Source organism: Polaribacter dokdonensis (assembly GCF_024362345.1).
Classification (GTDB): Bacteria; Bacteroidota; Bacteroidia; order Flavobacteriales; family Flavobacteriaceae; genus Polaribacter; species Polaribacter dokdonensis.
In genome coordinates this window covers 1,870,609-1,893,356 of record NZ_CP101505.1, presented here as the reverse complement: position 1 = coordinate 1,893,356, position 22,748 = coordinate 1,870,609, and the positions used below count along the sequence as shown (strand labels likewise).

The following is a 22,748-nucleotide window of genomic DNA, read 5'->3' as shown; positions in this document are numbered from 1 at the left end:
AAAAGATTTAGAATAAATATAAAAGAGAAACCATGAGTGTTTTAGAAATGAAAGTTCCTTCTCCAGGAGAATCAATCACAGAAGTAGAAATTGCAACTTGGTTAGTTGAAGATGGAGATTATGTTGAGAAAGATCAACCCATTGCAGAAGTAGATTCAGACAAAGCAACTTTAGAATTACCTGCAGAAGAAAGCGGAATTATCACTTTAAAAGCAGAAGAAGGTGATGCTGTTGCTGTAGGTGAAGTTGTATGTTTAATTGATACAAGCGCTTCTAAACCAGAAGGAGGAGATTCATCAACTGAAGAAAAACCAACCAAAGAAGCTCCAACACAAGAGCACAAAGTTTCTCCAGCAGTAGAAAAGAAAGAAACATACGCTTCAGGTGTAGCATCTCCTGCAGCTAAAAAAGTATTAGCAGAAAAAGGTATTGAAGCTTCTACTGTAAAAGGTACAGGTAAAGATGGTAGAATTACTAAAGAAGATGCAGTAAAAGCTGTACCATCTATGGGAACTCAACCTGCAAACGGAACTCGTGGAACTGAGCGTAAGAAAATGTCTATGTTACGTAGAAAAGTTGCAGAACGTTTAGTAGCTGTAAAAAGCGAAACTGCAATGTTAACTACGTTTAACGAAGTAAACATGCAACCAATTTTTGATTTAAGATCTGAGTATAAAGAAGATTTTAGAGCAAAACATGGTGTTGGCTTAGGATTCATGTCTTTCTTTACTTTGGCAGTAGTTAGAGCATTAAAAATGTATCCAGATGTAAACTCTATGATTGATGGAGATTACCAAATTAAACACGATTTTCAAGATATTTCTATAGCAGTTTCTGGACCAAAAGGATTAATGGTTCCAGTAATTAGAAATGCAGAAGATTTATCTTTTAGAGGTGTAGAAAGCGAAGTAAAACGTTTGGCTTTAAGAGCTAGAGATGGTCAAATTACGATTGATGAAATGACAGGTGGTACATTTACAATCACAAATGGTGGTGTATTTGGTTCTATGTTATCTACTCCAATTATTAACCCACCTCAAAGTGCAATTTTAGGAATGCACAATATTGTGGAAAGACCAATAGCTGTAGATGGTGGGGTAACTATTGCACCAATTATGTATGTAGCTTTATCTTACGATCATAGAATTATTGATGGTAGAGAATCTGTAGGTTTCTTAGTAGCAATTAAAGAAGCATTAGAAAATCCTGTAGAATTATTGATGGATAACAATCCAACAAAAGCATTAGAAATGTAATTATATACTTTTTAATATCCGAAAACAAGAACGCATGTATTATGATTAGAAATGTCATTTTTTACGTAATCATTTTTCTTGTTTTTGGATGTTCTAAAGAAAACCCTCTTCAAACTCCTTCTTTCCAAAAAGGAGCTATAATTTTCGATTACCAAAACATTGAGAACGATACACTCAATGCTTCTCAAAGAATTTATGATAAACAACTAGATCTGTATTTTACAGGTTGGGGTGTTTATGAAGACATCATTTTTCCTGGTACAGGTATAGAATGGTCTATGAATCATCAAACAAATAATAGCACAAATACTAAAACTTTACATTGTGCAATTACTGGTGGAGACCAATACAACAATGTTTTTTTTACAAATACCAAAGCCTTAAAATGGCAAGATGAACCTTGGCAATATCAAGAGGCTAAATATTTGGTATATGAATTAGATCTTTATATCGATGGAGAATTAGATTGCGCTAACCCAGATGAAGCCACAATAGAAGGTGTAGAACTTACTTGGCAACATATAGCATTACCTTTCTCTCATGGTTTTGGAGTTCAGTTTAGTAAAGGTGGTGAATGGCGCTTTTGGAATGATGAACAAGGAGTTGATGAAAAGCCAATTGGTTGGGAATCTTTTAGCCCTAAAATTAATCAATGTCTATCTCCAAAAAAATGGCACTCAATAAAATTAGAAAGCTACATTACAGAAAATAGTATTGTGTATAAATCTATGACTATAGATAATCAAGAGTTTGATTTACAAAACATTATTTTACCTTATGTAAAAGCTAAAGATGGTTGGGTGGAAAATTTTATTCAAATTGGTATGCAAATTAATGGTAATAAGTCTGTTAAAAATACAACTGGAGTAGATGCAGTTACTGTAATTTTAGATAACGTTAACTTTAAAGGTTATCAACTATTACACGAATAATTTACCTAATTCAAATATTTTGTAACTTGTGAATAAATAAATTTTATGAGTACAACCACCAAAGAACATAATGAACGAATAGCAAGTATGAAGTTCTTTTCTGTCTATCCTCATTACGTAACCAAAATTGAAAAGAAAGGAAGAAGCATCAATGAACTGCATCAAGTTATTGAATGGTTAACAGGTTTTAATTCAGATAAACTTCAACAATTAATAGAGGGTAAAGTAACCTTTGAAACTTTTTTTAATCAGGCTACAATACACGAAAATGCGCATCTTATTAAAGGTGTAATTTGTGGATATAGAATTGAAGATTTAGATAATGAATTAACTAAAAAAGTAAGATATTTAGACAAATTAGTAGATGAATTAGCAAAAGGTAAAAAAATGGAAAAAATTTTGCGCTCTAAATCATAACATTCTAAGTAACTTTTTAATTCGATATTTAAGATATAATTCAGGTTTGTTTATCTTGCATCAAAAAGCTAAAATGCCCACAAATCCTGAATTAGAACTTGCCTTAAGCTTTATCGAAAAAACCGATAGAAACCTATTTATTACAGGTAAAGCAGGTACAGGTAAAACTACTTTTTTACATCAAATTAAAAACGAATCTTTAAAAAGGTTGGTAATTGTTGCACCTACAGGAGTTGCAGCTATAAATGCAAAAGGTGTAACCATTCATTCTTTTTTTCAAATGCCTTTTGGGCCAATTCTACCTAATCAAACACAGAATAATCAACAACGTAGATTTTCAAAAACAAAAATTGATATTATTAAATCTTTAGATTTAGTAATTATTGATGAAATATCTATGGTTAGAGCAGATTTGTTAGATGGTATAGACCAAGTAATGCGTAGATACAAAAACAGAAATAAGGTTTTTGGTGGAGCACAAGTTTTAATGATTGGAGATTTGCAGCAATTGGCACCTGTTGTTAGGCCAAATGAATGGAGTTTATTACAACAATATTACAACACTGTATACTTTTTTAGTTCAAAGGCATTTCAAGAAGCCAATGTAGTTTCTATTGAATTAAAACATATTTATCGTCAGAAAAACGAAGATTTTATTACCATTCTTAACGAAATTAGAAACGATAATTTATCAGACAAATCTGCAAAAATTTTAAATGAAAGGTACAACCCTAAGTTTTCACCAAATGCAGATGATAATTTTATAACGCTAACTACTCATAACAGAAGAGCCAATACAATTAACGAATCTGAGCTGAATAAACTTAAAAATAGAACGCACTATTTTGATGCTGAAGTCTCAGGTAAATTCAATGAAAATTCTTTTCCAAATGATGAAAAACTAGCCCTTAAAATAGGTGCTCAAGTTATGTTTATTAAAAATGATTCATCACCAGAAAAAAGATATTTTAATGGTAAAATTGGTATAGTTACAGATATTTCTAGAGATAGTGTAACTGTGCAATGCCCAAATGAAATTGATGAAATTGTAACTGAAAGAGAAAAATGGGATAATGTAAATTACTCAATAAACGATGATACTAAAGAGATTAAAGAAGACGTAATTGGGTCTTTTTCGCAAATTCCTTTACGTTTAGCTTGGGCAATTACAATACATAAAAGTCAGGGTTTAACTTTTGACAAAGCTATTATTGATGCAGAAGCATCTTTTGCTCATGGGCAAACCTATGTGGCTTTAAGTAGGTGTACTTCATTAGAAGGTTTGGTCTTAAAAACACCAATTACTAGCAGTGCAATTATTAATGATAAAACTGTAAGCCAGTTTAATGAAAGTGTAGAAGAAAACCATCCAGATGAAGCAGATTTAATAGCTTCAGAAAAAGATTTTCAGCTAAACTTAATGGCTGAGTTGTTTGATTATCAAAAATTCCTGTATCCAATTTCTAGGCTAATAGATATTTTCTACAAAAACCAAACAAGTATAAAAGGTGATGTAATTGATCATCTACAAACCATAAAAGATGATGGAGTTGTAAGTTTGATGAAAGTTGCTAACGGATTTAAAAATCAACTAAACGCTTTAGCAGAAAACAGTGTTTTGCCAGAAAATAGCTCACCAATTCAAGAACGATTTTTAAAAGGTGTAGATTATTTTCTAAATACAACTACCAACAATATTCAAAAACCTATAGATGCTATTCAGTTTTCTACAGACAATAAAGCTGTAAAAAAAGACTTTTCTAAACAGTTTGATGCGTTGCAAGAACTTTTAGAAGAAAAAGTATTTGCACTACAAAAAATGAAAGTTGGGTTTAAAGTTCAAGAGTATTTGCAAGTGAGAGCAAATGCTGTTTTACAAAAGACTGAACCAAAAAAGAAGAAGAAATTAAGCTCTAAAAGAGATCCTATTTTGGCTTTAAAATTACGTGAGTTAAGAGATGATATTTCTAAAGCAGCCAAAATCCCACACTTTCAAATTTTTACACAAGAAACTTTGTATGCCATTTGCGATGCTTTACCAAGATCTGAAAAAGAGCTGCTAAAAATTTCAGGAATGGGTAAAATTAGAGTTCAAAAATATGGTGAAGAAATTTTAGAAGTAATAGAAGAGTATTGTTTAGAAAACGGAATTAATAAGTTTAATGAACAAAAGAAAGAAGACAAAAAATCTACCAAACAAATTACTTTTGAGTTGTTTAAATCTGGTTTATCAATTAAAGAAATTGCCAAAGAACGCAGTTTAACAAGTGGAACCATAGAAAGTCATTTAGCGAGTTTTATACCTTCAGGAGATGTTGATATTTTAGAATTGATTGAGTTAAAACGTTATAAGAAAATCATAAATGAAATTGAAGAAGTAGAGTTTAAAAACCTTACTGAATTAAAAGAAAAAGTAGATAAATCTTTCACTTTTATGGAATTGAGGATGGTTTTGCTTTCTATGGAAAGATAAAATTTAGATGAAGAAAATTAATTTATTCTTATCAATAATAATTTTTATTTTAAACTTGTATTATTTGCCACTTACAGCAATCAGTCTATATACAGGTGGAGGTGCTATGGGTTTTGGATTATTAGTTTTACCTTTTTCCTTAACAGTTAATTGCTCTATTCTCACTGCTGTTTTGAGTTTAAAATCTAGATTTAGAGAGAGTAAAACTCTTTTAATAATCAACCTATCTAGTACACTGTTCGCTTTATTTTTTCTTTATCATTTTTTAGGTATTCCAGCATTAGATTAATTTTATTTAACTTTAAGTTATCAACCAAAAAAGTTAAGAACATGAAATTAGGCGCATTTTCCAATAGTTTAGCAGTAAAAGATATACAAAAATCAAAAGCATTTTATGAGAAATTAGGTTTCTCTGTTTTTGCAGGCGAGTTAGAAAAGAACTATCTCATTATGAAAAACGGTAATGCATTAATAGGCCTTTTTCAAGGTATGTTCGAAAATAATATAATGACTTTTAACCCTGGTTGGGATGAAAATGCAACTCATTTAAATGATTTTGATGATGTTAGAAAAATTCAAAATCACCTTAAAAAAGAAGGTGTAAAGTTAGAATCTGAAGCAGATGAAACAACTTCTGGTCCAGCTAATTTTGTTGTTTTAGATCCAGATGGAAATGCCATTTTGATAGATCAGCATGTTTAACTCACTTCAAATCTTTCAATACTAATTGAATTGATTTGTGTCCATTCCAAATATTCTCATCTAGTGTGTAAACGATATCAAAATCATTTTGCACATGTTCTAATTTATCACCCAAATTAAACCCAATTGCTCCAAAAGTTTGTTTGTTATCACCTTGAAAAACATTCAGTTTTAAATGTGTTTTGTCTGCACCAACTTGTTTTCCATAACCATTATCTCTAACACAATTCGATTGAAAAACAGGCTTCATGTTTTGAGGTCCAAAAGGAGCCATTTGTTCTAAAATTCTTAATAATTTTGGTGTAATTTCAGACAATTCTATTTCAGTATCAATGGTAATTTCTGGTGTTAATAGATTTTTGTCTATTGTCTTGGAAACAACTTCTTCGAATTTATTTTTAAAACTTGTATAATTTTCAGGTAATAAGGTTAGGCCAGCTGCGTATTTATGACCTCCAAATTGCTCTATAAACTCAGAGCAAGCTTGCAAGGCATTGTACACATCAAAACCTTTTACAGAACGTGCAGAAGCAGCAAGTTTATCTCCACTTTTTGTAAATACTAAAGTAGGTCTGTAATATTTTTCTATTAGTCTAGAAGCTACAATACCAATAACACCTTTATGCCAATCTTCTTGATAAACCACAGATGTATAACGTTCTTCTTCTTCATTATCAATGATTTGAATTAAGGCTTCATCTGTAATTTTTTTATCTAGATCTTTTCTGTCTGCATTAAAAATTTCAATGTCTGCAGCAAATTGCACAGCAGAATCAAAATCCATTTCCGTTAAAAGTTCAACTGCGTAATTACCATGTTTCATTCTACCTGCAGCATTAATTCTTGGTGCAATTATAAAAACAACGTCTGTAATGGTTAGTACTTTCTTTTTTACTTGATGTACTAATGCTTTAATTCCATTTCTAGGATTTTGATTAATTACCTGTAATCCATAATAAGCCAAAATTCTGTTTTCGCCATTCATAGGTACTATATCTGCAGCAATTGCAGTTGCAACCAAATCTAAATAGGGTACAAATTCTTCTATGTTTTGCTTTCTAGAAACACCTAAGGCTTGTATTAATTTAAAACCAACTCCACAACCACACAATTCATCAAAAGGATAAAAGCAATCTTCTCTTTTTGCATTTAAAACAGCAACTGCATTTGGTATTTCAGCTCCTGGTTTATGATGATCACAAATTATAAAATCAATCTTTTTTTCACTAGCATAAGCTACTTTTTCAATAGCTTTAATTCCACAATCTAAAGCAATAATTAAAGAGAAATCATTGTCTTCAGCAAAATCGATTCCTGCATAAGAAACTCCATAACCTTCTGCATATCTATCAGGAATATAGGTTGCAATATTAGGTGTTAACGTTCTTAAATAAGAAGCAACTAAAGATACAGCTGTTGTTCCATCAACATCATAATCGCCAAAAACTAAAATGTTTTCTTGGTTGGTAATTGCTAGGTCAATTCTCTCAACAGCCAAATCCATGTCTTTCATTAAAAAAGGATCATGAATATCTTCTAAACTGGGCCTGAAAAATAGTTTAGCATCGTTAAAAGATTCAATATTTCTTTGACAAAGAATTTTGGCAATAGCAGGTTCTACTTGCAAATCTTTTGCAAGCGCTTTGACTTTTTCTGAATTTGGTGCTGGTTTTAAAGTCCATCTCATAGCAAATGTTGAACTTTAAGATTATAAACTATGTAAATGAATTTCTGTTTCTACATCAGCAAATTTTCGAAACATTTCCATAACTCCACAGTATTTTGTTACTGATAAATTTACAGCTTTCTGAATTTTATCTGGTTGTAATTCTGCATCTGTAAAATGATAATCTACTTTTACTTTATTGTAAAATTTTGGATGTTCATCTGTAAGTTCTGCAGTAACTTCAATATGAAACTGAGCAACTTCAGCTCTCATTTTTTCTAAAAGAGAAACCACATCTAAACCAGAACAACCAGCCAAAGAAGACAACATTAAAGCTTTAGGTGCAAACCCAACAACATCTCCATTATCTTGAGATTTATCGAACATTGTTAAATGATGACCACTAGGATTATCTGAATCAAATTGCGACTTCTGTGTCCATTTTGTAGTAACTATATTTTTTACCATAATTTATATATTTAAAGAATGAAGTAGTAAATTGTGCTTTGTTACAAAAGTAAGAAATCACAAATTGTTTATCCTTAAAATGAAAAAATCTCTACAACATAAAATTGGGTTACTTTTTATTCTATTCTTTTGTAGTACGTTCTTTTTATATGCTCAAGCAGATACTGCACCATCTATAACTGCAGATGGTAGGCAGCTTTTTTGTGTAGGATCTACTATAAATATAGTTACAGATTTTTCTATTACTGATCCAGATGATACTGGATTAGACAATTTTTTTATTCAGATTTCTGAAGGTTATCAAACCAATTTTGATTTATTACAATTAACAGGAAATCATCCAAACATTGCAGCCAGTTGGAACCCTAATGAAGGTAAACTAACGTTATTACCAAGTAATGGAACTACCCAAATTGAATTTTCAGAGTTAGAAAGTGCAGTAAGATCTGTAGTTTTTTCTACAACTGCAACTGATGTGGCAATAGAAAAGATTTTTTCACTTACTGTAGATGATGCAAATTATTTACCAACTACAGACCATTTCTATGAGTTTGTGGCAGATGAAGGCATTACATGGGCGCAAGCAAGAATACAAGCAGAAAATAGAACCTATTTTGGTAGAGAAGGATATTTAGCAACATTAACCTCACAAGAAGAAGCAAATTTTGCAGGGAAACAAGCTGCAGGTGCAGGTTGGATTGGTGGTTCTGATGAAGAAACAGAAGGCGAATGGAAATGGGTTACTGGCCCAGAAGCTGGCACTGTTTTTTGGCGAGGACAAGTGAATGGAACTACACCAAATTTTGCGTTCTGGAATAATAATGAACCTAATGATTTTAGAGGCAATAATACTACTGGAGAAGATTATGCACATATTACAGATCCTTCTATTGGAATTCCTGGTGCTTGGAACGATTTACCAAATATAGGAGGTACAGATTTATACATTCCTAGAGGATATATTGTAGAGTATGGAAAACCTGGAGATAACCCCTTAAATATTGTAGCTAGTACAAGTATTTATTTACCTCAAATATTGTCTACTACTTCAGCTACACTTTGCGAATCTGGTTCAGCAAACATATCTGCAGTGCCAAGTGAAGGAGATATTTTATGGTATGATGCTCAAACTGGAGGTAATCTTTTAGCTACAGGTAATAGTTATACAACTCCATTTATTACAGAAAATACAACCTATTTTGCAGCAATAACCGTAAACGGTTGTAATACATATACAAGAACTGCTGTAACTGTGATTGTTAACCCTAAACCACAAATTACAAGTACTACTAATGATTTGGTATGTTCTGGTTCAGCATTATTAAGTGCAGAAGCAAACCAAGGTGATGTTTATTGGTATGAAACAGCTATAAGTACTTCACCAATTTTTATTGGCGATAATTATCAAACGCCCAATTTGAATGCTACAACAAGTTATTTTGTAGAAGCCAATAATTTAGATTGTATTTCTGCAAACAGAACAGAAGTTATTGCAGAGGTAGATAGCACTGTGCCAAATTTTAGTCTGTTGCAGCCAGAATTTATTTTGTGTGAAGATGTAGGTACTGTAGATTTAGTAACTATAAATCCACAAGGTAATTACACTTATGTATGGAAAAGAGAAGAAACACTTCTTACCGAGAATACTGCAAGCATTAACGTAAGCATTTCAGGAATTTATACAGTGAGTGCAATTTCAGAAGCAGGTTGTATTTCTGATGAGCTCACTATTTTAGTTTCAGATTCAGAAAAAGCAACAATTACAATTAGTGATGTAATTATTACTGATGATTCTAATAATAATTCTATACAAGTTGCAAGTTCCAATCTTGGAAATGGAGTTTATGAATTTGCATTAGATGATGAATTTGGTACTTATAAAGATGAAGGCATTTTTCAAAATTTATCTACAGGAGTTCACGTACTTTATGTTAGAGATAAAGGTGGTTGTGGAACAGCAAGTTTGGTTTTTTCAATCTTAGCCTATCCAAAATTTTTCTCACCTAATGGAGACAATCAAAATGATGTTTGGCAAATCTCTGGTTTTGATGAAACCTTCTATACTTTATCTACAGTATTTATTTATGATAGATTTGGTGTTTTATTGTACAAAATGGATAATAATGAAGGCTGGAATGGTATTACAAATGGTAAACCTGCACCTTCAAATAATTATTGGTTTAAAGTAACTTTATCAGATATCAATAATTTATCAATAGAAAAAACAGGTAATTTTAGTTTAATAAGAAAATAAAAGAATATGGCATTAGTAACACCTTTAGCTGCAGAGCACGATTTGGAAACAAAGAAATTAGCAGAATTTTTTAATGAAACATTAGGGTTTTGCCCTAACTCAGTTTTAACCATGCAACGAAGACCGGCAATTTCTAAAGCATTTATCAATTTAAACAAAGCTGTAATGGCTAATGAAGGTAGAGTAACATCTGCCTTAAAAAGAATGATAGCTTGGGTTTCGAGTAATGCAACAGGTTGTAGATATTGTCAAGCACATGCAATTAGAGCTGCAGAACGTTATGGAGCAGAGCAAGAACAATTAGATAATATTTGGGAATATAAAACTCATAAAGCGTTTTCGGACGCAGAAAGAGCTGCTTTAGATTTTTCATTAGCGGCTTCTGTGGTTCCAAATGCAGTAGATGCCGAAATCAAAGAAGAGTTATATAAATATTGGGATGAAGGAGAAATTGTAGAAATGTTAGGTGTAATTTCTTTGTTTGGGTATTTAAATAGATGGAATGATTCTATGGGTACAACTTTAGAAGAAGATGCTATAGAAAGTGGAAACCAATTTTTAGGAAAACATGGTTTTGAAGTTGGTAAACACGATGGTTCTAAATATTAATAATCTGATTAACAGTTTTTTGTAAATCAGGAATTACCTCATTTATAAACCAAGGATTTTTTTGCATCCAAAATCTATTTCTTGGTGATGGATGAGGTAGTACAAAATAGTCAGGCAAAAAGGCTTGATAATTTTGTACAGTTTCTGTAAGTGTTTTGGATCTATTTTCTAAGTAGTATTGCTGAGAATAATTACCAATTAAGATTTTAAGTTTTACATTTTTAAATTGATGCATTACTTTAGAATGCCATAAAGGAGCACATTCCTTTCTGGGTAATTTATCACCAGATTTTCCTTTTCCAGGATAACAAAATCCTGTTGGTAAAATTGCAAAGTTGTCTGCATTATAAAAGGTTTTTTCATCTACATTTAACCATTTTCGCAAAACTTTTCCACTAGGATCATCCCAAGCTTTTGTTTTTAAATGCGCAATTCTTCCTGGAGCTTGACTTATTAAAAGTATTTTTGATTTTTTACTTGCTGATATAATTGGGTTTGCACCTAAATCTAAATGAGATTCGCATAAAGTACATTTTCTAATTTCTGAGAGTAATTTTTGCATTACTTCTTTTTCAGCATGCTTTTTAAATCACTAGCATAAGAAGGATAAGTAAATATCATTTCTTTAAATTTACTTACAGTCATTTTCGAATTTATGGCTGTTGTAAAAATATTGATGGTTTCATTGGCCTCATTACTTAATAAATGAGCTCCAACAATTTCATCTGTTCTTTTATTGGTAATAATTTTATAAGCATAAAAAGGAGCATTTTCTTTCTTGGCATTATACCAATCAGAGGCATCACCTTCGTAAATTTCTATATTCTTATATCGGTTTTTAGCTTCTTCTTCTGTATAGCCAACCATTGCTAAATTAGGAGCCGTAAATACAATTGAAGGTACTAACGGATTTTTAAACTTCTTACTTTTTTCTTTTAGAATATTTTGGCCAACAATATAACCTTGTAAACCAGAAAGTGGAGTTAAGGGTAGAGATTTACTAGAAACATCTCCACAAGCATAAACGTTATCTGCACTTAAACTTTGTAAAAAATCGTTTACTACAATTCCGGTTTTATCTGATTTTATAGATGCATTCTCTAAATTTAAAGCTTCTGTAGCAGGCACTCTTCCTGAAGTGTTAAAAATTACATGTGATTTTAAACTGAGCTCTTCATTATCAATTTTATAATTTAACTTCAACTTTTTTCTACGTTTTTCTATGGATGAAATAGTCGCATCAAAAATAAATTTGACGCCATTATTGGCCAAGTTCTCTCTAACTTTATCTGTTAATGATGTTTCAAATTGTGATAAAATAGAAGAGCCTCTATCAATCATTGTTACTTTACAACCTAAGGCAGAAAGTAAAAAGCAAAACTCCATACCTATATATCCTGATCCAATAAATGTAACTGATTTTGGAAGTTTTTTTAGATTGAAAAAATCGTCACTTGTTTTTAAAAACCCTGCACCTTTAAACTTTAAAGTTCTTGGTATTAAACCAGTAGCAATAACAAATTTATCAGAATAAACAGTTTTGCCTTCAACCGAAATTTCATTTTTTGATAAAAATTTTGGAGATTGATGATATAAATCGATATCTAAATCTGATAAATCTTTTTCTGTAGATTTTGGAACAGCTTCAGTAAAATTATTTTTAAAATTAAGAATGTCTTGCCAATTAATTTTAGAAAGTTTAGTAAACCCTAAACCTTTTAAATGTGCTGCTTTTTGGGTGATTTCAGCAAACTGTAGCATAACTTTTTTAGGGTCACAACCTCTAATGGCACAAGTTCCTCCATAAGCTTTATTGTCTGCAATAGCTACTTTTAAGCCGTTTTTAGCACAGATTTCTGCTGCTGTTTGACCTGCAATTCCACTACCTATAACAAAAACATCATATTTTTTATCTTCCATATCAATTGTAAATCAATCAAAGATAACCCAGTTTGTAAATTGTTTTTAATTGTATTACTGCAATTATGAACTGATTTACTTCTTTATTAGAGCTTGGTTATCAAAAGACAAACCTTCCAAGCCAAATTTCATAAAGTTTCTAATATTTTGATGAGATGTACCATTTGTGTCTTCTAAAACATTTCTATAATGTTCCCCAAAACATAATAAGGTTTCTTCTTTAGTTAGTTCTTGTAATGCAGCAAAGGCAAAAACTTTACAAGAGCCAGAATTTTCACCTGCTTTATTTTCTACATTTCCATTTTTAAATGCAGTTGGCTTAAAGTTGTAATTCTCTTCTATAACTTGCATAGTTTCAGAAAATAAAATTTCTTTTGGACTATTTTGGAGTTTATTTTTAAAATTGATAATCATCATTTTTATTTATTTTTTCCTTCAACTATAATTACAATTTCGCCTTTTGGTGGTTTTTTGGTAAAATGAGCTAAAACTTCATTGGCTGTTCCTCTTACAGTTTCTTCAAACATTTTTGTAAGCTCTCTAGAAACTGAAACCTTTCTTTCTGTACCAAAATATTCTGCAAAATGCCCTAAAGTTTTTACAAGTTTATGAGGAGATTCATAAAAAATCATAGTTCTTGTTTCTTCAGCTAATAATAATAAACGCGTTTGTCTTCCTTTTTTTACTGGTAAAAACCCTTCAAAAACAAATTTATCATTAGGTAAACCAGAATTTACCAAAGCTGGTACAAAAGCAGTTGCACCTGGTAAACATTCAACATCAATATTATTCTCTACACAGGCTCTGGTTAGTAAAAAACCAGGATCAGAAATGGCTGGAGTTCCAGCATCAGAAATAACTGCGCAAGTTTCTCCACTTTTAATTCTATTTAAAATTCCTTCAATAGATTTGTGCTCATTATGCATATGATGGCTATGCATTTGTGTATTAATTTCGAAATGTTTTAGCAACTTTCCACTTGTTCTTGTGTCTTCAGCCAAAATAAAATCGGCTTCTTTTAGAATACGAATCGCTCTAAAAGTCATGTCTTCTAAATTACCAATTGGTGTTGGCACTAAATACAGTTTACTCATTTAATTTGGTGTTTGGTTTTAAGTAATTAGTTTGCACTCATCACTCAAAACTCATAATTCATAACGTTTTATATTGATTCGTAAGTGTCTACAGTTATATCTGCAACAACATCTCCTGTATGTTTTGTAGAAAGTGGTTCAAATAAAAGTATATGAACTTCTTCTTTGGCAACAGGTTTATGCTCTACACCTTTAGGCACAATATAGAATTCGCCTTCATTTATGGTTACAATTTTATCATGTAAATGCATTTCTAAAACACCTTTTTTTACCATAAAAAGTTCATCTTCATTATCATGCTTATGAAAAACAAATTCTCCTTTTATTTTTGCCAATAAAATTTGCTGTCCATTTAATTCTCCTATTTTTTTAGGCGACCATAAATCTGTAAAAAGGTTAAATTTTTCTTGAATATTAACTACGCTCATAAAAACAAATTTACAAAGATTTTAATGGATAAAATGTGTAATTTTGCACACAGATCCCGAAATAAATTTGGGATGTTAATTTAAGGATATTCGCTTTTTTGCGGAAGAAAATTTTTAATAAGAAATGTACAGAAGTCATTCTTGTGGTGCCTTAAGAGCATCACACATTAACACAGAAGTTACACTAGCAGGTTGGGTACAAAAATCTAGAGACAAAGGTTTTATGGTTTGGGTAGATTTGCGAGATAGATATGGAATTACGCAGTTAATTTTTGATGAAGAACGTACTTCTAAAGACATTATAGAAAAAGCAAAATCTTTAGGTAGAGAATTTGTAATTCAGGTAAAAGGTACTGTTATTGAGAGAGAATCTAAGAATGATAGATTAGCTACTGGTGAAATTGAAGTATTGGTTTCTGAATTAGAAATTTTAAACGAAGCCAAGTTACCTCCTTTTACAATTGAAGATAAAACTGATGGAGGAGAAGACATCAGAATGAAATATAGATACTTAGATATTAGAAGAAACCCTGTAAAAGACAGTTTGATTTTTCGTCATAAAGTAGCTATGGAAGTTCGTAAATATTTGTCTGATCAAGAATTTATAGAAGTAGAAACACCTTATTTAATTAAATCTACTCCAGAAGGAGCAAGAGATTTTGTAGTTCCTTCTAGAATGAACGAAGGCCAGTTTTATGCCTTACCTCAAAGTCCTCAAACTTTCAAACAATTGCTGATGGTTGGAGGAATGGATAAATACTTTCAGATTGTAAAGTGTTTTAGAGATGAAGATTTACGTGCAGACAGACAGCCAGAATTTACACAAATTGACTGTGAAATGGCGTTTGTTGAACAAGAAGATATTCTAAATATTTTTGAAGGATTAACCAGACATTTATTAAAAGAAATTAATGGAGTTGAGGTAGAGAAATTCCCAAGAATGTTGTTTGATGATGCAATGCGTTTGTATGGAAATGATAAACCAGATATTCGTTTTGGAATGGAATTTGGAGAACTAAATGCAGTAACTCAGCATAAAGATTTTAAAGTATTTAATGATGCTGAACTTGTAATTGGTATTGCTGTTCCTGGTGGAAACGCATACACAAGAAAAGAGATAGACAACATCATTAAATGGGTAAAAAGGCCACAAGTTGGTGCTCTTGGAATGATTTATTGTAGAGTTAATGAAGATGGCTCTTTTAAATCTTCTGTAGACAAGTTTTACGATCAAGAAGATTTAGCAAAATGGGTTGAAGTTACTGGTGCAAAACCTGGTGATTTAGTGTGTGTTTTATCTGGAGAAACCAATAAAGTTAGAGCACAAATGTCTGCTTTAAGAATGGAATTAGCAGAACGTTTAGGGTTAAGAGACCCTAAAGTATTTGCTCCTCTTTGGGTAATAGATTTCCCATTATTAGAGTTAGATGAAGAAACTGGTCATTATCATGCAATGCACCATCCATTTACATCACCAAAACCAGGTCAATTGGAATTGTTAGATTCTAAACCAGGAGAAGTAAAAGCAAATGCTTACGATTTAGTTTTAAATGGAAATGAGATTGGTGGAGGATCTATCAGAATTCATGATAAAGAAATTCAGGCAACAATGTTAAAACATTTAGGTTTTTCTGAAGAAGAAGCTAAGGCTCAATTTGGTTTCTTAATGGATGCTTTTGAGTATGGAGCTCCACCTCATGGAGGTTTGGCTTTTGGTTTAGATAGATTGGTTGCAATTTTAGGAGGTCAGGAAACCATTCGTGATTTTATTGCTTTCCCAAAAAATAATTCAGGTAGAGATGTTATGATAGATGCACCTGCATTTATTGATGATGAGCAATTACAAGAGTTAAGTTTAAAATTGGATATTCGAGAATAATCCAACTATAAATTATTTTTTAGACTCCACAGGTTTTAAAATCTGTGGAGTTTTTCTTTTCGCTATTTTTATTACTTTTAAAATATGAAAAAACTAGCCATACTTTTAGTCCTATTTATTTCAATAACAACGTTTTCTCAAACAATTACAGGAAACGAATTACTACAAAAAGCCATACAATTTCATGATCCAAATGGAAATTGGGAAACTTTTAAAGGTGAGTTGTTTGTAACTATGGAAACACCTAAGAATGCAGATAGAATTAGTAAAATTAATATTGATTTGCCTAATCAATACTTTGCTGTTCTTGCTAAAAGGGATACAGTGATTACCCAATTTGCTTTAGATAAAGGTTCTTGCAGTGTTAGTTTAAATGGAAATCATAACTTATCAGCAGAAATAAAGAAAAAGTATAGTTTAAATTGCGAACGTGCCAAATTATACAAAAACTATTATACATATTTATATGGCTTGCCTATGAAATTAAAAGATGAAGGAACTATTATTCATCAAAAAGTAGAAAAGCGTAATTTTAAAGGAAAAGAGTATTTGGTACTAAAAGCAACCTATAGTAAGGATGTAGGTAAAGATACTTGGTACTTTTATTTTAATCCTGATACTTATGCAATGGAAGTTTATCAGTTTTTTAAGGATACAAAAGATAGTGGAGAATACATTTTATTATCAGGTTTAGAGACTGTTAATGACATTAAAATGCCAAAGATTAGAGCTTGGTATTATAACAAAGACAATGGTTATTTAGGTACAGACATTTTATCTAAAAGAAAGTAGTTCTCTTTATGCCAACTAAGAATAAATATCTAAAACAAATTTTACTTTGGAGATATCAGTTTATTTCTGAACGTCAGTTTATTTATGTTCTTAGTGTTTTAGTAGGTTTATTGGCTGGTTTAGGAACTGCTGTATTAAAGAATTTAACGTTCTTTTTCGAGAATCTTTTAGAAGGTAAATTCATTAAAGATTTTCATCATTCCTTATATTTTATTTTTCCTATTATTGGTTTAATTATCGTCTTTTACATTAAAAAGAAGGTGATAAAAAAAGAGATAGGCCATGGAATTTCGACCACATTACATGCTGTTTCTAAAAAAAACGGAATTATTGAAAAGTACAAAATGTATGCTTCTTTAATTACGGCTCCAATTACAGTTGGTTTTGGTGGTTCTGCAGGGTTGCAAGGCCCAGCAGTTAGTACAGGTGCTGCTTTAGGTTCTTATGTTGCTCAGTTATTTCATATGAGCCCTAAAACTAGAATGTTGCTTATTGGTTGTGCAACAGCTGGTGCAATGTCCTCTATGTTTAAAGCACCAGTTGCAGCTATTGTATTTGCAGTAGAAATCTTTAGTTTAGATTTGGCATTTGCATCTTTAGTACCACTTTTATTAGCATCTGTTTCAGCAATAATTACATCTTATTTTTTCTTTGAAAGAGATGCGCTTTTTGGTTTTCAGCTTATAGATACTTTTGAGATTAAGGATGTTTTGTATTACATTATTTTAGGGTTAGGTACAGGTGTAGCTTCTGTCTATTTTTCTAAAATTTATTTTAGAATTACAAAGTTCTTTAATCACTTTAAAAAACGAATACATAGATTAATTATTGGTGGCTTTGCTATTGGTTTAATGTTGTATTTAATTCCTCCTTTATATGGTGAAGGTTATGGATTAATAAATAATTTATTGAATGGAAACACAGCAGATGCTTTAGCAACATTACCTTATAATGTAGATTTAACCAATATTTGGATTGTTATTGCATTTCTAATTATAATTGCTTTGTTTAAAGCTATTGCAATGACAACCACATTTGCAGCTGGTGGAGTTGGAGGTATCTTTATACCAACACTTTTTATGGGAGCATCTTTGGGTAATGTATTTGCGAAAATCATAAATACTTTAGGAGGTAATGTGTCTGAATCTAACTTTACACTAATTGGTATGACTGGTTTAATGGCTGGTGTTTTACATGCGCCTTTAACAGCCATTTTTTTAATTGCAGAAATAACAGGAGGTTATGATTTATTTGTACCATTAATGTTGGTTGCTGCTATAAGTTTTGCTTTTACCAAATACTTTATTGCAAATTCTATTTACACAACAGAATTGGCAAAAAGAGGTGAATTAATAACTCATAATAAGGACAAGAATGTGATGATGATGATGAAGGTTGATCGATTAATAGAAAAGAATTTTAAAACCATTCATCCAGAAATGTTACTAGGAGATATGCTAAAATCAGCAGTTGCAAAATCTACTAGAAACATTTTTCCTGTTACAAATTCAGATAAAGTTTTCTTAGGTATTGTTCTCTTAGATGATATAAGGCCTTTTATGTTTGATACAGAAATGTATAATAATGTTACTGTAGAAACTTTAATGAAAGCAGCTCCAGAAATTATATTTTATGATGATTCTGTTACAGAAATTATGAAGAAATTTAAAACTAGTGATGCCTGGAATTTACCTGTTGTGCAAGGAGATAAATATATTGGTTTTATTTCAAAATCTAAATTATTAACTGCCTATAGAAATAAGTTAATAGAAGTAACCAGTTAAACTAACTCCAAGGATCATCATTAGGTTCTAATTGTTTTTGACTGGCAATAATAGATTTACTAGACCTGTTTTGCTCTCCTATTTTTAAACAAGAATACATTAAAAAAGCGATCTCTAAATCGTTTTTATCTAATAGTAATAATTTTACTTTACCTGCAAAATCATCTTTAGTACAAGCTTCATTAAATTCTGCAATTTTACTATCGTTTTTAAAAATTGATAATCTACTCTGAAAATGAATTTTAATTTGATAGGTAATTTCGTTCACATCTATAGAAAATATAGTCTTCTTATTGTTTTTAGAAATTAATTCAGAAAGTTCCTTAGTATCTTTTTTGATGTGATACACCATCCTCCATTTCCAAAACTGAAATTGTTTAGTTACAGTATAAATAATTTTTTTATCGGAGTTAAAAACATCTGTATGAAACTTACCAAAACCAGAATACCAAGCAGATGAAAACTGTAATATATCTTTCTTGTAAACCTCTAAAGTGTTGTTCGTATGCTGTATTTTAAAGCTTTCTAAATCCATTTTTTGATGTATTTACAATTAAAAATACGGAAAGAAATTAAGAAAAAGGTCTATTCTTTTAACTGATTACGATTTTTAAGAAAATGAACTACTTTATCAGGAAAATCCGTGAAAGCACCATCTACATTAGCATCAATAAGCAAGGTTTCTAACATTTCATTAAAAGACGAGAATTCAGCCAAAGCATCTGCCCTAAATGTGTAAGGATGCACTTTTAATTCTAATTCATGTGCTTCTTTTACAAGGTTTGTAAATGTAAATTTACCCTCTACTTTTTCTAGTAAAATTTGTTTGTACCAAGGTCCAATTCCATCTGCATAAGTAGCAAAATGTTTTAGTTGTTTAGCTTCTTCTTTATGTTCTATCAATTGCACTAAAAATAGTTCTGATTTTAATTCAACTCTAATTCTTTCTAGTTCGTTAGCATCAAAACATTGAAGAATACAATTATCATTTTTGGTTTTGTAACCATAATCATCCAATACTTTTAAAACAACAGAAGTTAGATTTTTACCTTCTTTTTGATGAAATTTTGGTTCCTTAATTTCAGGATAAATACCAATTTTTTTTCCTGTAGAAGCATTTAATCCTTGTATCAATTCAATTTCTTCTTGTAGAGAGTGTAGTTTAAAACTGCCTTTCCATTTTGGAAATCTATCAGGATAAAATTGTTTTCCAGTTTTTGGATTAAAACGCTCTGTAACCTGTAATGTTTTTAATTCTTGATAGGTAAAATCTATAACATAAAATCGATTGTCTTTTCTTTTTCTATTTGGGAATTTGGTAGCAACATCTGTAACATCATCTAAATAAATATCATGTATAACAATAGGTACATCATCTTTACTCAACACCAAATCTTGCTCTATAAAATTTACATTCATTGCAAAAGCCATGGCTTTTGCTTCTAGGGTGTGTTCTGGTAAATAAGCAGATGCTCCTCTATGTGCTATTACAATTTTCTTACTCAATTTTTCTTTCTTTTGGGTTTGTTTACAACAAGTTAGTAGCAAACAAATCAAAAATAATAAATTGTATTTCATTTAAACTATATTAAGTTTTAAAGATAGAACTTTTGTAATTTTGTAGTATGAAGTTATTATTAAAAATACTTTTTGTAATCTTTATTGTTTGGATGTGTGTTGGTGCATTCTTAATAAATACAGAGCATGAGAAAGCAGAAATTGTAATGGGTTTAGGTGTATTTTACTTGTCTTTTATTTTTATGCCTATTTTTATTTATTATAGATATAGAGATGGTAAATACAAAAAATATATTCTAACAGACGAAAAGTTAATGGCAGCTTTTAAGAATAGAGATAAAAATTAGGACTTCTTTTTAAGAAAGGCATATACAGGAAAATGATCTGAAAAACCTCCTTTATACCAAGGGCCAATATAAGTTCTAAAAGGGCTTCCCTTATATTTTCCTTTGTATATTTTCATCCATTTTTTATTAAAAACTTCTGCGTGCTTAAAATATAATTTGTTTTTTTCTTCTTGTAAAAAGTTTTTAGAAAATATAATTTGATCAAACAAATTCCAATTTCCATTAAATGTTAATGAGCCTTTACTTTCTGGATTTAAGATTTTTTTCATAGGGTTATAAAAATCATCCTTTACCAAAAATTGGTTAACACTTCTACTTGTAGGGTCATCATTAAAATCGCCCATAATTATAATTTTAGGGTTCATTTCTTTTTGATGAAGATCTAAAGTGATTTCTCTAATTTTTTCTGCAGCAGCAATTCTTTTATGTTCTGTTTCTGCTACACCTTCTCTTCTAGAAGACCAATGAGTAACAATTATATGTACTAATTCACCATGTAAATTACCACTTACTTTTAAAATATCTCTAGTGTAATCTCTATCACCTTCTTCATCCTCTAAATAAACAGGGTAAGTTTCAGAATCAATTAATTCAAAAGCTATTTTGTTGTATAACAAAGCAACGTCTATACCTCTTTCATCAGGTGAATCATAATGTACAAAACCATAATGATGCTTTTTTAAATATGAAGAGTTAGCTAAATCTGATACTACTTTAGCATTCTCTACCTCCACCAAACCAACAATTGCTGGTGGATATTTAGATTTATGCAAACCTAATTGAGCTATAATAGAGCTTAATTTTTTTACTTTAATCTTATAACGATCTACTGTCCATTTCTTTTTACCATTTGGTGTATAATCGTCATCTGCAGTATTTGGGTCATCTACAGTGTCAAACAAGTTTTCTACATTGTAAAAAGCAATTGTAGTAATATCTTTTTTTTGTTTGATACTTGGTAGAGATGGAAACATAAAATTTAGTTTAGGGTAAAAATAACTTATTTAATTGGCTTTGTAAATGTTAGAATAAATCTATGTTTATAAAAGTTATAACTATTTTAAAACAAAAAAAATTTTTAATAACAAGAACTTACGTACGATAAACAGATTTAAATTAATTGATGAATTCTTAATTATTCTTAATTTTTTTATCTTTTTCAAAATAAAAATGGGATTTATAAAAAAGTTGATAATTTAACTTAAAATATATGTTTTGTTAACATTCAAATGTAGGTTACAAATGAGATTCAATTTAAATTTGCAGCATCTTAAAACCACCATATAAAGATAGAATATAAGAGTATAATTGTATAAAATTTGAATTAATTGTTAAAAACCTCAGTTTGTCTTGAGGTTTTTTATTTTTATAATAAAATGTAAATTATTAAATAAATCCTCAACTGTTGTTGAGGATTTATTTATTAGAAATATAAGTTAATAATGTGTTAAAATAAAAGCTATACATTTTATATTAATAGTAATACTATTATATTTGTAGTAGATAATTTTAACATGAAAACTAAATTTCTTTTTCTAGTACTATCAATTTTTACATTATCTACATTTAGTCAAGTAGATGAAAACCAAACAGGAGCTTGGTACATGTATTTTTTTAATCATAAATTTTCTGATTCACAATTTGGTATTCAAGGAGATGTGCAATACAGAGCTTGGGATTTAATGGCAGATCAAGAGCAATTACTTTTACGTTCAGGTTTAACCTACACACCTAAAAATGCAAATGTAATGTTCACTCTAGGATTTGCAAATATTACCACTGGTGAATTTGGCGATTCTAATGCTACTTCTAATGAAAATAGAATATATCAGGAGGCATTAATACCACAAAAAATAGGAAAAAGGTTTTTGTTAACCCATAGATTTAGATACGAGCAAAGATTTGTAGATGATCAAGACTTTAGAACTAGGTATAGGTATAACCTTTTTATAAATGTTCCATTCAACAATAAAAGTTTAGTGCCAAAAACTATTTACGGAGCCTTTTATAATGAGCTTTTTATAAATGGAGAAAGAATTATAGGTAATAATAATAATACAGTAGAATTATTTGATAGAAATAGAACATATTTTGGTGTAGGCTATGTTTTAAATCCTCAAATAAGGTTTCAAGTGGGTTATATGAATCAAACCACAAATGCTTGGAGCAAAGGACAATTACAATTTAGTATGCACCACAACTTTTAAAC

General features: G+C 30.3%; 23 protein-coding genes. 13 read left to right on the top strand and 10 right to left on the bottom strand.

Annotated elements, in window-relative coordinates; genetic code table 11:
* Positions 1-32 precede the first annotated feature (32 nt).
* From odhB to LPB302_RS08395, 6 genes are all read left to right on the top strand, one after another.
* Positions 33-1,256 carry a 2-oxoglutarate dehydrogenase complex dihydrolipoyllysine-residue succinyltransferase gene (gene odhB / locus LPB302_RS08420; RefSeq protein ID WP_053973966.1) on the top strand — a complete coding sequence of 408 codons (1,224 nt, stop codon included), beginning with the start codon at positions 33-35 and terminating at the stop codon, positions 1,254-1,256.
* A 41-nt stretch (positions 1,257-1,297) separates the two neighbouring features.
* The gene (locus LPB302_RS08415; RefSeq protein ID WP_053973967.1) at positions 1,298-2,188 is read left to right on the top strand and encodes a hypothetical protein; all 891 of its coding nucleotides are present in this window, start codon (positions 1,298-1,300) and stop codon (positions 2,186-2,188) included.
* Positions 2,189-2,233: 45 nt separating this feature from the next.
* Positions 2,234-2,605 (top strand): DUF2200 domain-containing protein, encoded by a 372-nt coding sequence (locus tag LPB302_RS08410; protein ID WP_053973968.1) that lies wholly within the window; start codon positions 2,234-2,236, stop codon positions 2,603-2,605.
* 73 nt (positions 2,606-2,678) lie between these two features.
* Positions 2,679-5,078, top strand: a complete 2,400-nt coding sequence (locus LPB302_RS08405; protein ID WP_176966463.1) for a helix-turn-helix domain-containing protein — start codon at positions 2,679-2,681, stop codon at positions 5,076-5,078.
* Positions 5,079-5,085: 7 nt separating this feature from the next.
* On the top strand, positions 5,086-5,367 hold the full coding sequence (locus LPB302_RS08400; RefSeq protein WP_053973970.1) for a hypothetical protein: 282 nt from the start codon (positions 5,086-5,088) through the stop codon (positions 5,365-5,367).
* A gap of 41 nt (positions 5,368-5,408) precedes the next feature.
* Positions 5,409-5,780: a VOC family protein gene (locus tag LPB302_RS08395; protein WP_053973971.1), complete on the top strand. Its 372-nt coding sequence runs from the start codon at positions 5,409-5,411 to the stop codon at positions 5,778-5,780.
* Position 5,781: 1 nt separating this feature from the next.
* Here LPB302_RS08395 and recJ read toward each other — a convergent pair whose 3' ends face one another.
* Together recJ and LPB302_RS08385 are read right to left on the bottom strand one after the other, a co-directional pair.
* Positions 5,782-7,467, bottom strand: a complete 1,686-nt coding sequence (gene recJ, locus LPB302_RS08390; protein ID WP_053973972.1) for a single-stranded-DNA-specific exonuclease RecJ — start codon at positions 7,465-7,467, stop codon at positions 5,782-5,784.
* A 21-nt stretch (positions 7,468-7,488) separates the two neighbouring features.
* A complete protein-coding gene (locus LPB302_RS08385; protein ID WP_053973973.1) occupies positions 7,489-7,914 on the bottom strand; it encodes an OsmC family protein in 426 nt (141 codons plus the stop codon).
* A gap of 79 nt (positions 7,915-7,993) precedes the next feature.
* Between LPB302_RS08385 and LPB302_RS08380 the strand changes: the two genes are divergently transcribed.
* Together LPB302_RS08380 and LPB302_RS08375 are read left to right on the top strand one after the other, a co-directional pair.
* Entirely contained in the window at positions 7,994-10,168 is a 2,175-nt protein-coding gene (locus LPB302_RS08380; protein WP_053973974.1) for an Ig-like domain-containing protein, read from the top strand.
* 6 nt (positions 10,169-10,174) lie between these two features.
* Positions 10,175-10,777, top strand: coding sequence for a carboxymuconolactone decarboxylase family protein (locus tag LPB302_RS08375; protein WP_053973975.1), 603 nt, complete (start codon positions 10,175-10,177; stop codon positions 10,775-10,777).
* Here LPB302_RS08375 and LPB302_RS08370 read toward each other — a convergent pair.
* The 5 genes from LPB302_RS08370 to LPB302_RS08350 form a co-directional block, all read right to left on the bottom strand.
* Complete coding sequence (locus LPB302_RS08370) at positions 10,767-11,339, bottom strand: uracil-DNA glycosylase family protein (protein WP_053973976.1); 573 nt, start codon at positions 11,337-11,339, stop codon at positions 10,767-10,769. The two genes, LPB302_RS08375 and LPB302_RS08370, sit on opposite strands and share 11 nt — an antisense overlap.
* Positions 11,339-12,697 (bottom strand): dihydrolipoyl dehydrogenase family protein, encoded by a 1,359-nt coding sequence (locus LPB302_RS08365; protein WP_053973977.1) that lies wholly within the window; start codon positions 12,695-12,697, stop codon positions 11,339-11,341. Before LPB302_RS08365 ends, LPB302_RS08370 begins: the two co-directional genes overlap by 1 nt.
* A gap of 75 nt (positions 12,698-12,772) precedes the next feature.
* Positions 12,773-13,114, bottom strand: a complete 342-nt coding sequence (locus LPB302_RS08360; RefSeq protein ID WP_053973978.1) for a HopJ type III effector protein — start codon at positions 13,112-13,114, stop codon at positions 12,773-12,775.
* 2 nt (positions 13,115-13,116) lie between these two features.
* The gene (gene rsmI / locus LPB302_RS08355) at positions 13,117-13,791 is read right to left on the bottom strand and encodes a 16S rRNA (cytidine(1402)-2'-O)-methyltransferase (protein ID WP_053973979.1); all 675 of its coding nucleotides are present in this window, start codon (positions 13,789-13,791) and stop codon (positions 13,117-13,119) included.
* 68 nt (positions 13,792-13,859) lie between these two features.
* Positions 13,860-14,219, bottom strand: coding sequence for a cupin domain-containing protein (locus LPB302_RS08350; RefSeq protein WP_053973980.1), 360 nt, complete (start codon positions 14,217-14,219; stop codon positions 13,860-13,862).
* A 124-nt stretch (positions 14,220-14,343) separates the two neighbouring features.
* Here LPB302_RS08350 and aspS point away from each other — a divergent pair, with 124 nt between their 5' ends.
* The 3 genes from aspS (at position 14,344) to LPB302_RS08335 (ending at position 18,674) form a co-directional block, all read left to right on the top strand.
* Entirely contained in the window at positions 14,344-16,098 is a 1,755-nt protein-coding gene (gene aspS, locus LPB302_RS08345) for an aspartate--tRNA ligase (RefSeq protein ID WP_053973981.1), read from the top strand.
* Positions 16,099-16,182: 84 nt separating this feature from the next.
* Complete coding sequence (locus LPB302_RS08340) at positions 16,183-16,890, top strand: DUF6503 family protein (protein WP_053973982.1); 708 nt, start codon at positions 16,183-16,185, stop codon at positions 16,888-16,890.
* 8 nt (positions 16,891-16,898) lie between these two features.
* Positions 16,899-18,674: a chloride channel protein gene (locus LPB302_RS08335; RefSeq protein ID WP_053973983.1), complete on the top strand. Its 1,776-nt coding sequence runs from the start codon at positions 16,899-16,901 to the stop codon at positions 18,672-18,674.
* A gap of 1 nt (position 18,675) precedes the next feature.
* Here the strand turns inward: LPB302_RS08335 and LPB302_RS08330 are convergent, their stop codons facing one another.
* Complete coding sequence (locus LPB302_RS08330) at positions 18,676-19,209, bottom strand: hypothetical protein (protein ID WP_053973984.1); 534 nt, start codon at positions 19,207-19,209, stop codon at positions 18,676-18,678.
* 50 nt (positions 19,210-19,259) lie between these two features.
* Entirely contained in the window at positions 19,260-20,252 is a 993-nt protein-coding gene (glpQ, locus tag LPB302_RS08325) for a glycerophosphodiester phosphodiesterase (protein WP_053973985.1), read from the bottom strand.
* A gap of 47 nt (positions 20,253-20,299) precedes the next feature.
* Between glpQ and LPB302_RS08320 the strand changes: the two genes are divergently transcribed.
* The gene (locus LPB302_RS08320; protein WP_053973986.1) at positions 20,300-20,539 is read left to right on the top strand and encodes a hypothetical protein; all 240 of its coding nucleotides are present in this window, start codon (positions 20,300-20,302) and stop codon (positions 20,537-20,539) included.
* Here the strand turns inward: LPB302_RS08320 and LPB302_RS08315 are convergent.
* Positions 20,536-21,513 carry an endonuclease/exonuclease/phosphatase family protein gene (locus LPB302_RS08315; protein ID WP_053973987.1) on the bottom strand — a complete coding sequence of 326 codons (978 nt, stop codon included), beginning with the start codon at positions 21,511-21,513 and terminating at the stop codon, positions 20,536-20,538. The genes LPB302_RS08320 and LPB302_RS08315 overlap by 4 nt on opposite strands.
* Positions 21,514-22,053: 540 nt before the next feature.
* Between LPB302_RS08315 and LPB302_RS08310 the strand changes: the two genes are divergently transcribed.
* Positions 22,054-22,746: a DUF2490 domain-containing protein gene (locus LPB302_RS08310; RefSeq protein ID WP_053973988.1), complete on the top strand. Its 693-nt coding sequence runs from the start codon at positions 22,054-22,056 to the stop codon at positions 22,744-22,746.
* Positions 22,747-22,748: the final 2 nt, after the last annotated feature.

What these genes read in the sequence shown, in the direction of transcription:
- odhB (WP_053973966.1), top strand. Translation starts at nt 33, where the DNA reads ATGAGTGTTTTAGAAATGAAAGTTCCTTCTCCAGGAGAATCAATCACA.
- LPB302_RS08415 (WP_053973967.1), top strand. Translation starts at nt 1,298, where the DNA reads ATGATTAGAAATGTCATTTTTTACGTAATCATTTTTCTTGTTTTTGGA.
- LPB302_RS08410 (WP_053973968.1), top strand. Translation starts at nt 2,234, where the DNA reads ATGAGTACAACCACCAAAGAACATAATGAACGAATAGCAAGTATGAAG.
- LPB302_RS08405 (WP_176966463.1), top strand. Translation starts at nt 2,679, where the DNA reads ATGCCCACAAATCCTGAATTAGAACTTGCCTTAAGCTTTATCGAAAAA.
- LPB302_RS08400 (WP_053973970.1), top strand. Translation starts at nt 5,086, where the DNA reads ATGAAGAAAATTAATTTATTCTTATCAATAATAATTTTTATTTTAAAC.
- LPB302_RS08395 (WP_053973971.1), top strand. Translation starts at nt 5,409, where the DNA reads ATGAAATTAGGCGCATTTTCCAATAGTTTAGCAGTAAAAGATATACAA.
- recJ (WP_053973972.1), bottom strand. Translation starts at nt 7,467, where the DNA reads ATGAGATGGACTTTAAAACCAGCACCAAATTCAGAAAAAGTCAAAGCG.
- LPB302_RS08385 (WP_053973973.1), bottom strand. Translation starts at nt 7,914, where the DNA reads ATGGTAAAAAATATAGTTACTACAAAATGGACACAGAAGTCGCAATTT.
- LPB302_RS08380 (WP_053973974.1), top strand. Translation starts at nt 7,994, where the DNA reads ATGAAAAAATCTCTACAACATAAAATTGGGTTACTTTTTATTCTATTC.
- LPB302_RS08375 (WP_053973975.1), top strand. Translation starts at nt 10,175, where the DNA reads ATGGCATTAGTAACACCTTTAGCTGCAGAGCACGATTTGGAAACAAAG.
- LPB302_RS08370 (WP_053973976.1), bottom strand. Translation starts at nt 11,339, where the DNA reads ATGCAAAAATTACTCTCAGAAATTAGAAAATGTACTTTATGCGAATCT.
- LPB302_RS08365 (WP_053973977.1), bottom strand. Translation starts at nt 12,697, where the DNA reads ATGGAAGATAAAAAATATGATGTTTTTGTTATAGGTAGTGGAATTGCA.
- LPB302_RS08360 (WP_053973978.1), bottom strand. Translation starts at nt 13,114, where the DNA reads ATGATGATTATCAATTTTAAAAATAAACTCCAAAATAGTCCAAAAGAA.
- rsmI (WP_053973979.1), bottom strand. Translation starts at nt 13,791, where the DNA reads ATGAGTAAACTGTATTTAGTGCCAACACCAATTGGTAATTTAGAAGAC.
- LPB302_RS08350 (WP_053973980.1), bottom strand. Translation starts at nt 14,219, where the DNA reads ATGAGCGTAGTTAATATTCAAGAAAAATTTAACCTTTTTACAGATTTA.
- aspS (WP_053973981.1), top strand. Translation starts at nt 14,344, where the DNA reads ATGTACAGAAGTCATTCTTGTGGTGCCTTAAGAGCATCACACATTAAC.
- LPB302_RS08340 (WP_053973982.1), top strand. Translation starts at nt 16,183, where the DNA reads ATGAAAAAACTAGCCATACTTTTAGTCCTATTTATTTCAATAACAACG.
- LPB302_RS08335 (WP_053973983.1), top strand. Translation starts at nt 16,899, where the DNA reads ATGCCAACTAAGAATAAATATCTAAAACAAATTTTACTTTGGAGATAT.
- LPB302_RS08330 (WP_053973984.1), bottom strand. Translation starts at nt 19,209, where the DNA reads ATGGATTTAGAAAGCTTTAAAATACAGCATACGAACAACACTTTAGAG.
- glpQ (WP_053973985.1), bottom strand. Translation starts at nt 20,252, where the DNA reads ATGAAATACAATTTATTATTTTTGATTTGTTTGCTACTAACTTGTTGT.
- LPB302_RS08320 (WP_053973986.1), top strand. Translation starts at nt 20,300, where the DNA reads ATGAAGTTATTATTAAAAATACTTTTTGTAATCTTTATTGTTTGGATG.
- LPB302_RS08315 (WP_053973987.1), bottom strand. Translation starts at nt 21,513, where the DNA reads ATGTTTCCATCTCTACCAAGTATCAAACAAAAAAAAGATATTACTACA.
- LPB302_RS08310 (WP_053973988.1), top strand. Translation starts at nt 22,054, where the DNA reads ATGAAAACTAAATTTCTTTTTCTAGTACTATCAATTTTTACATTATCT.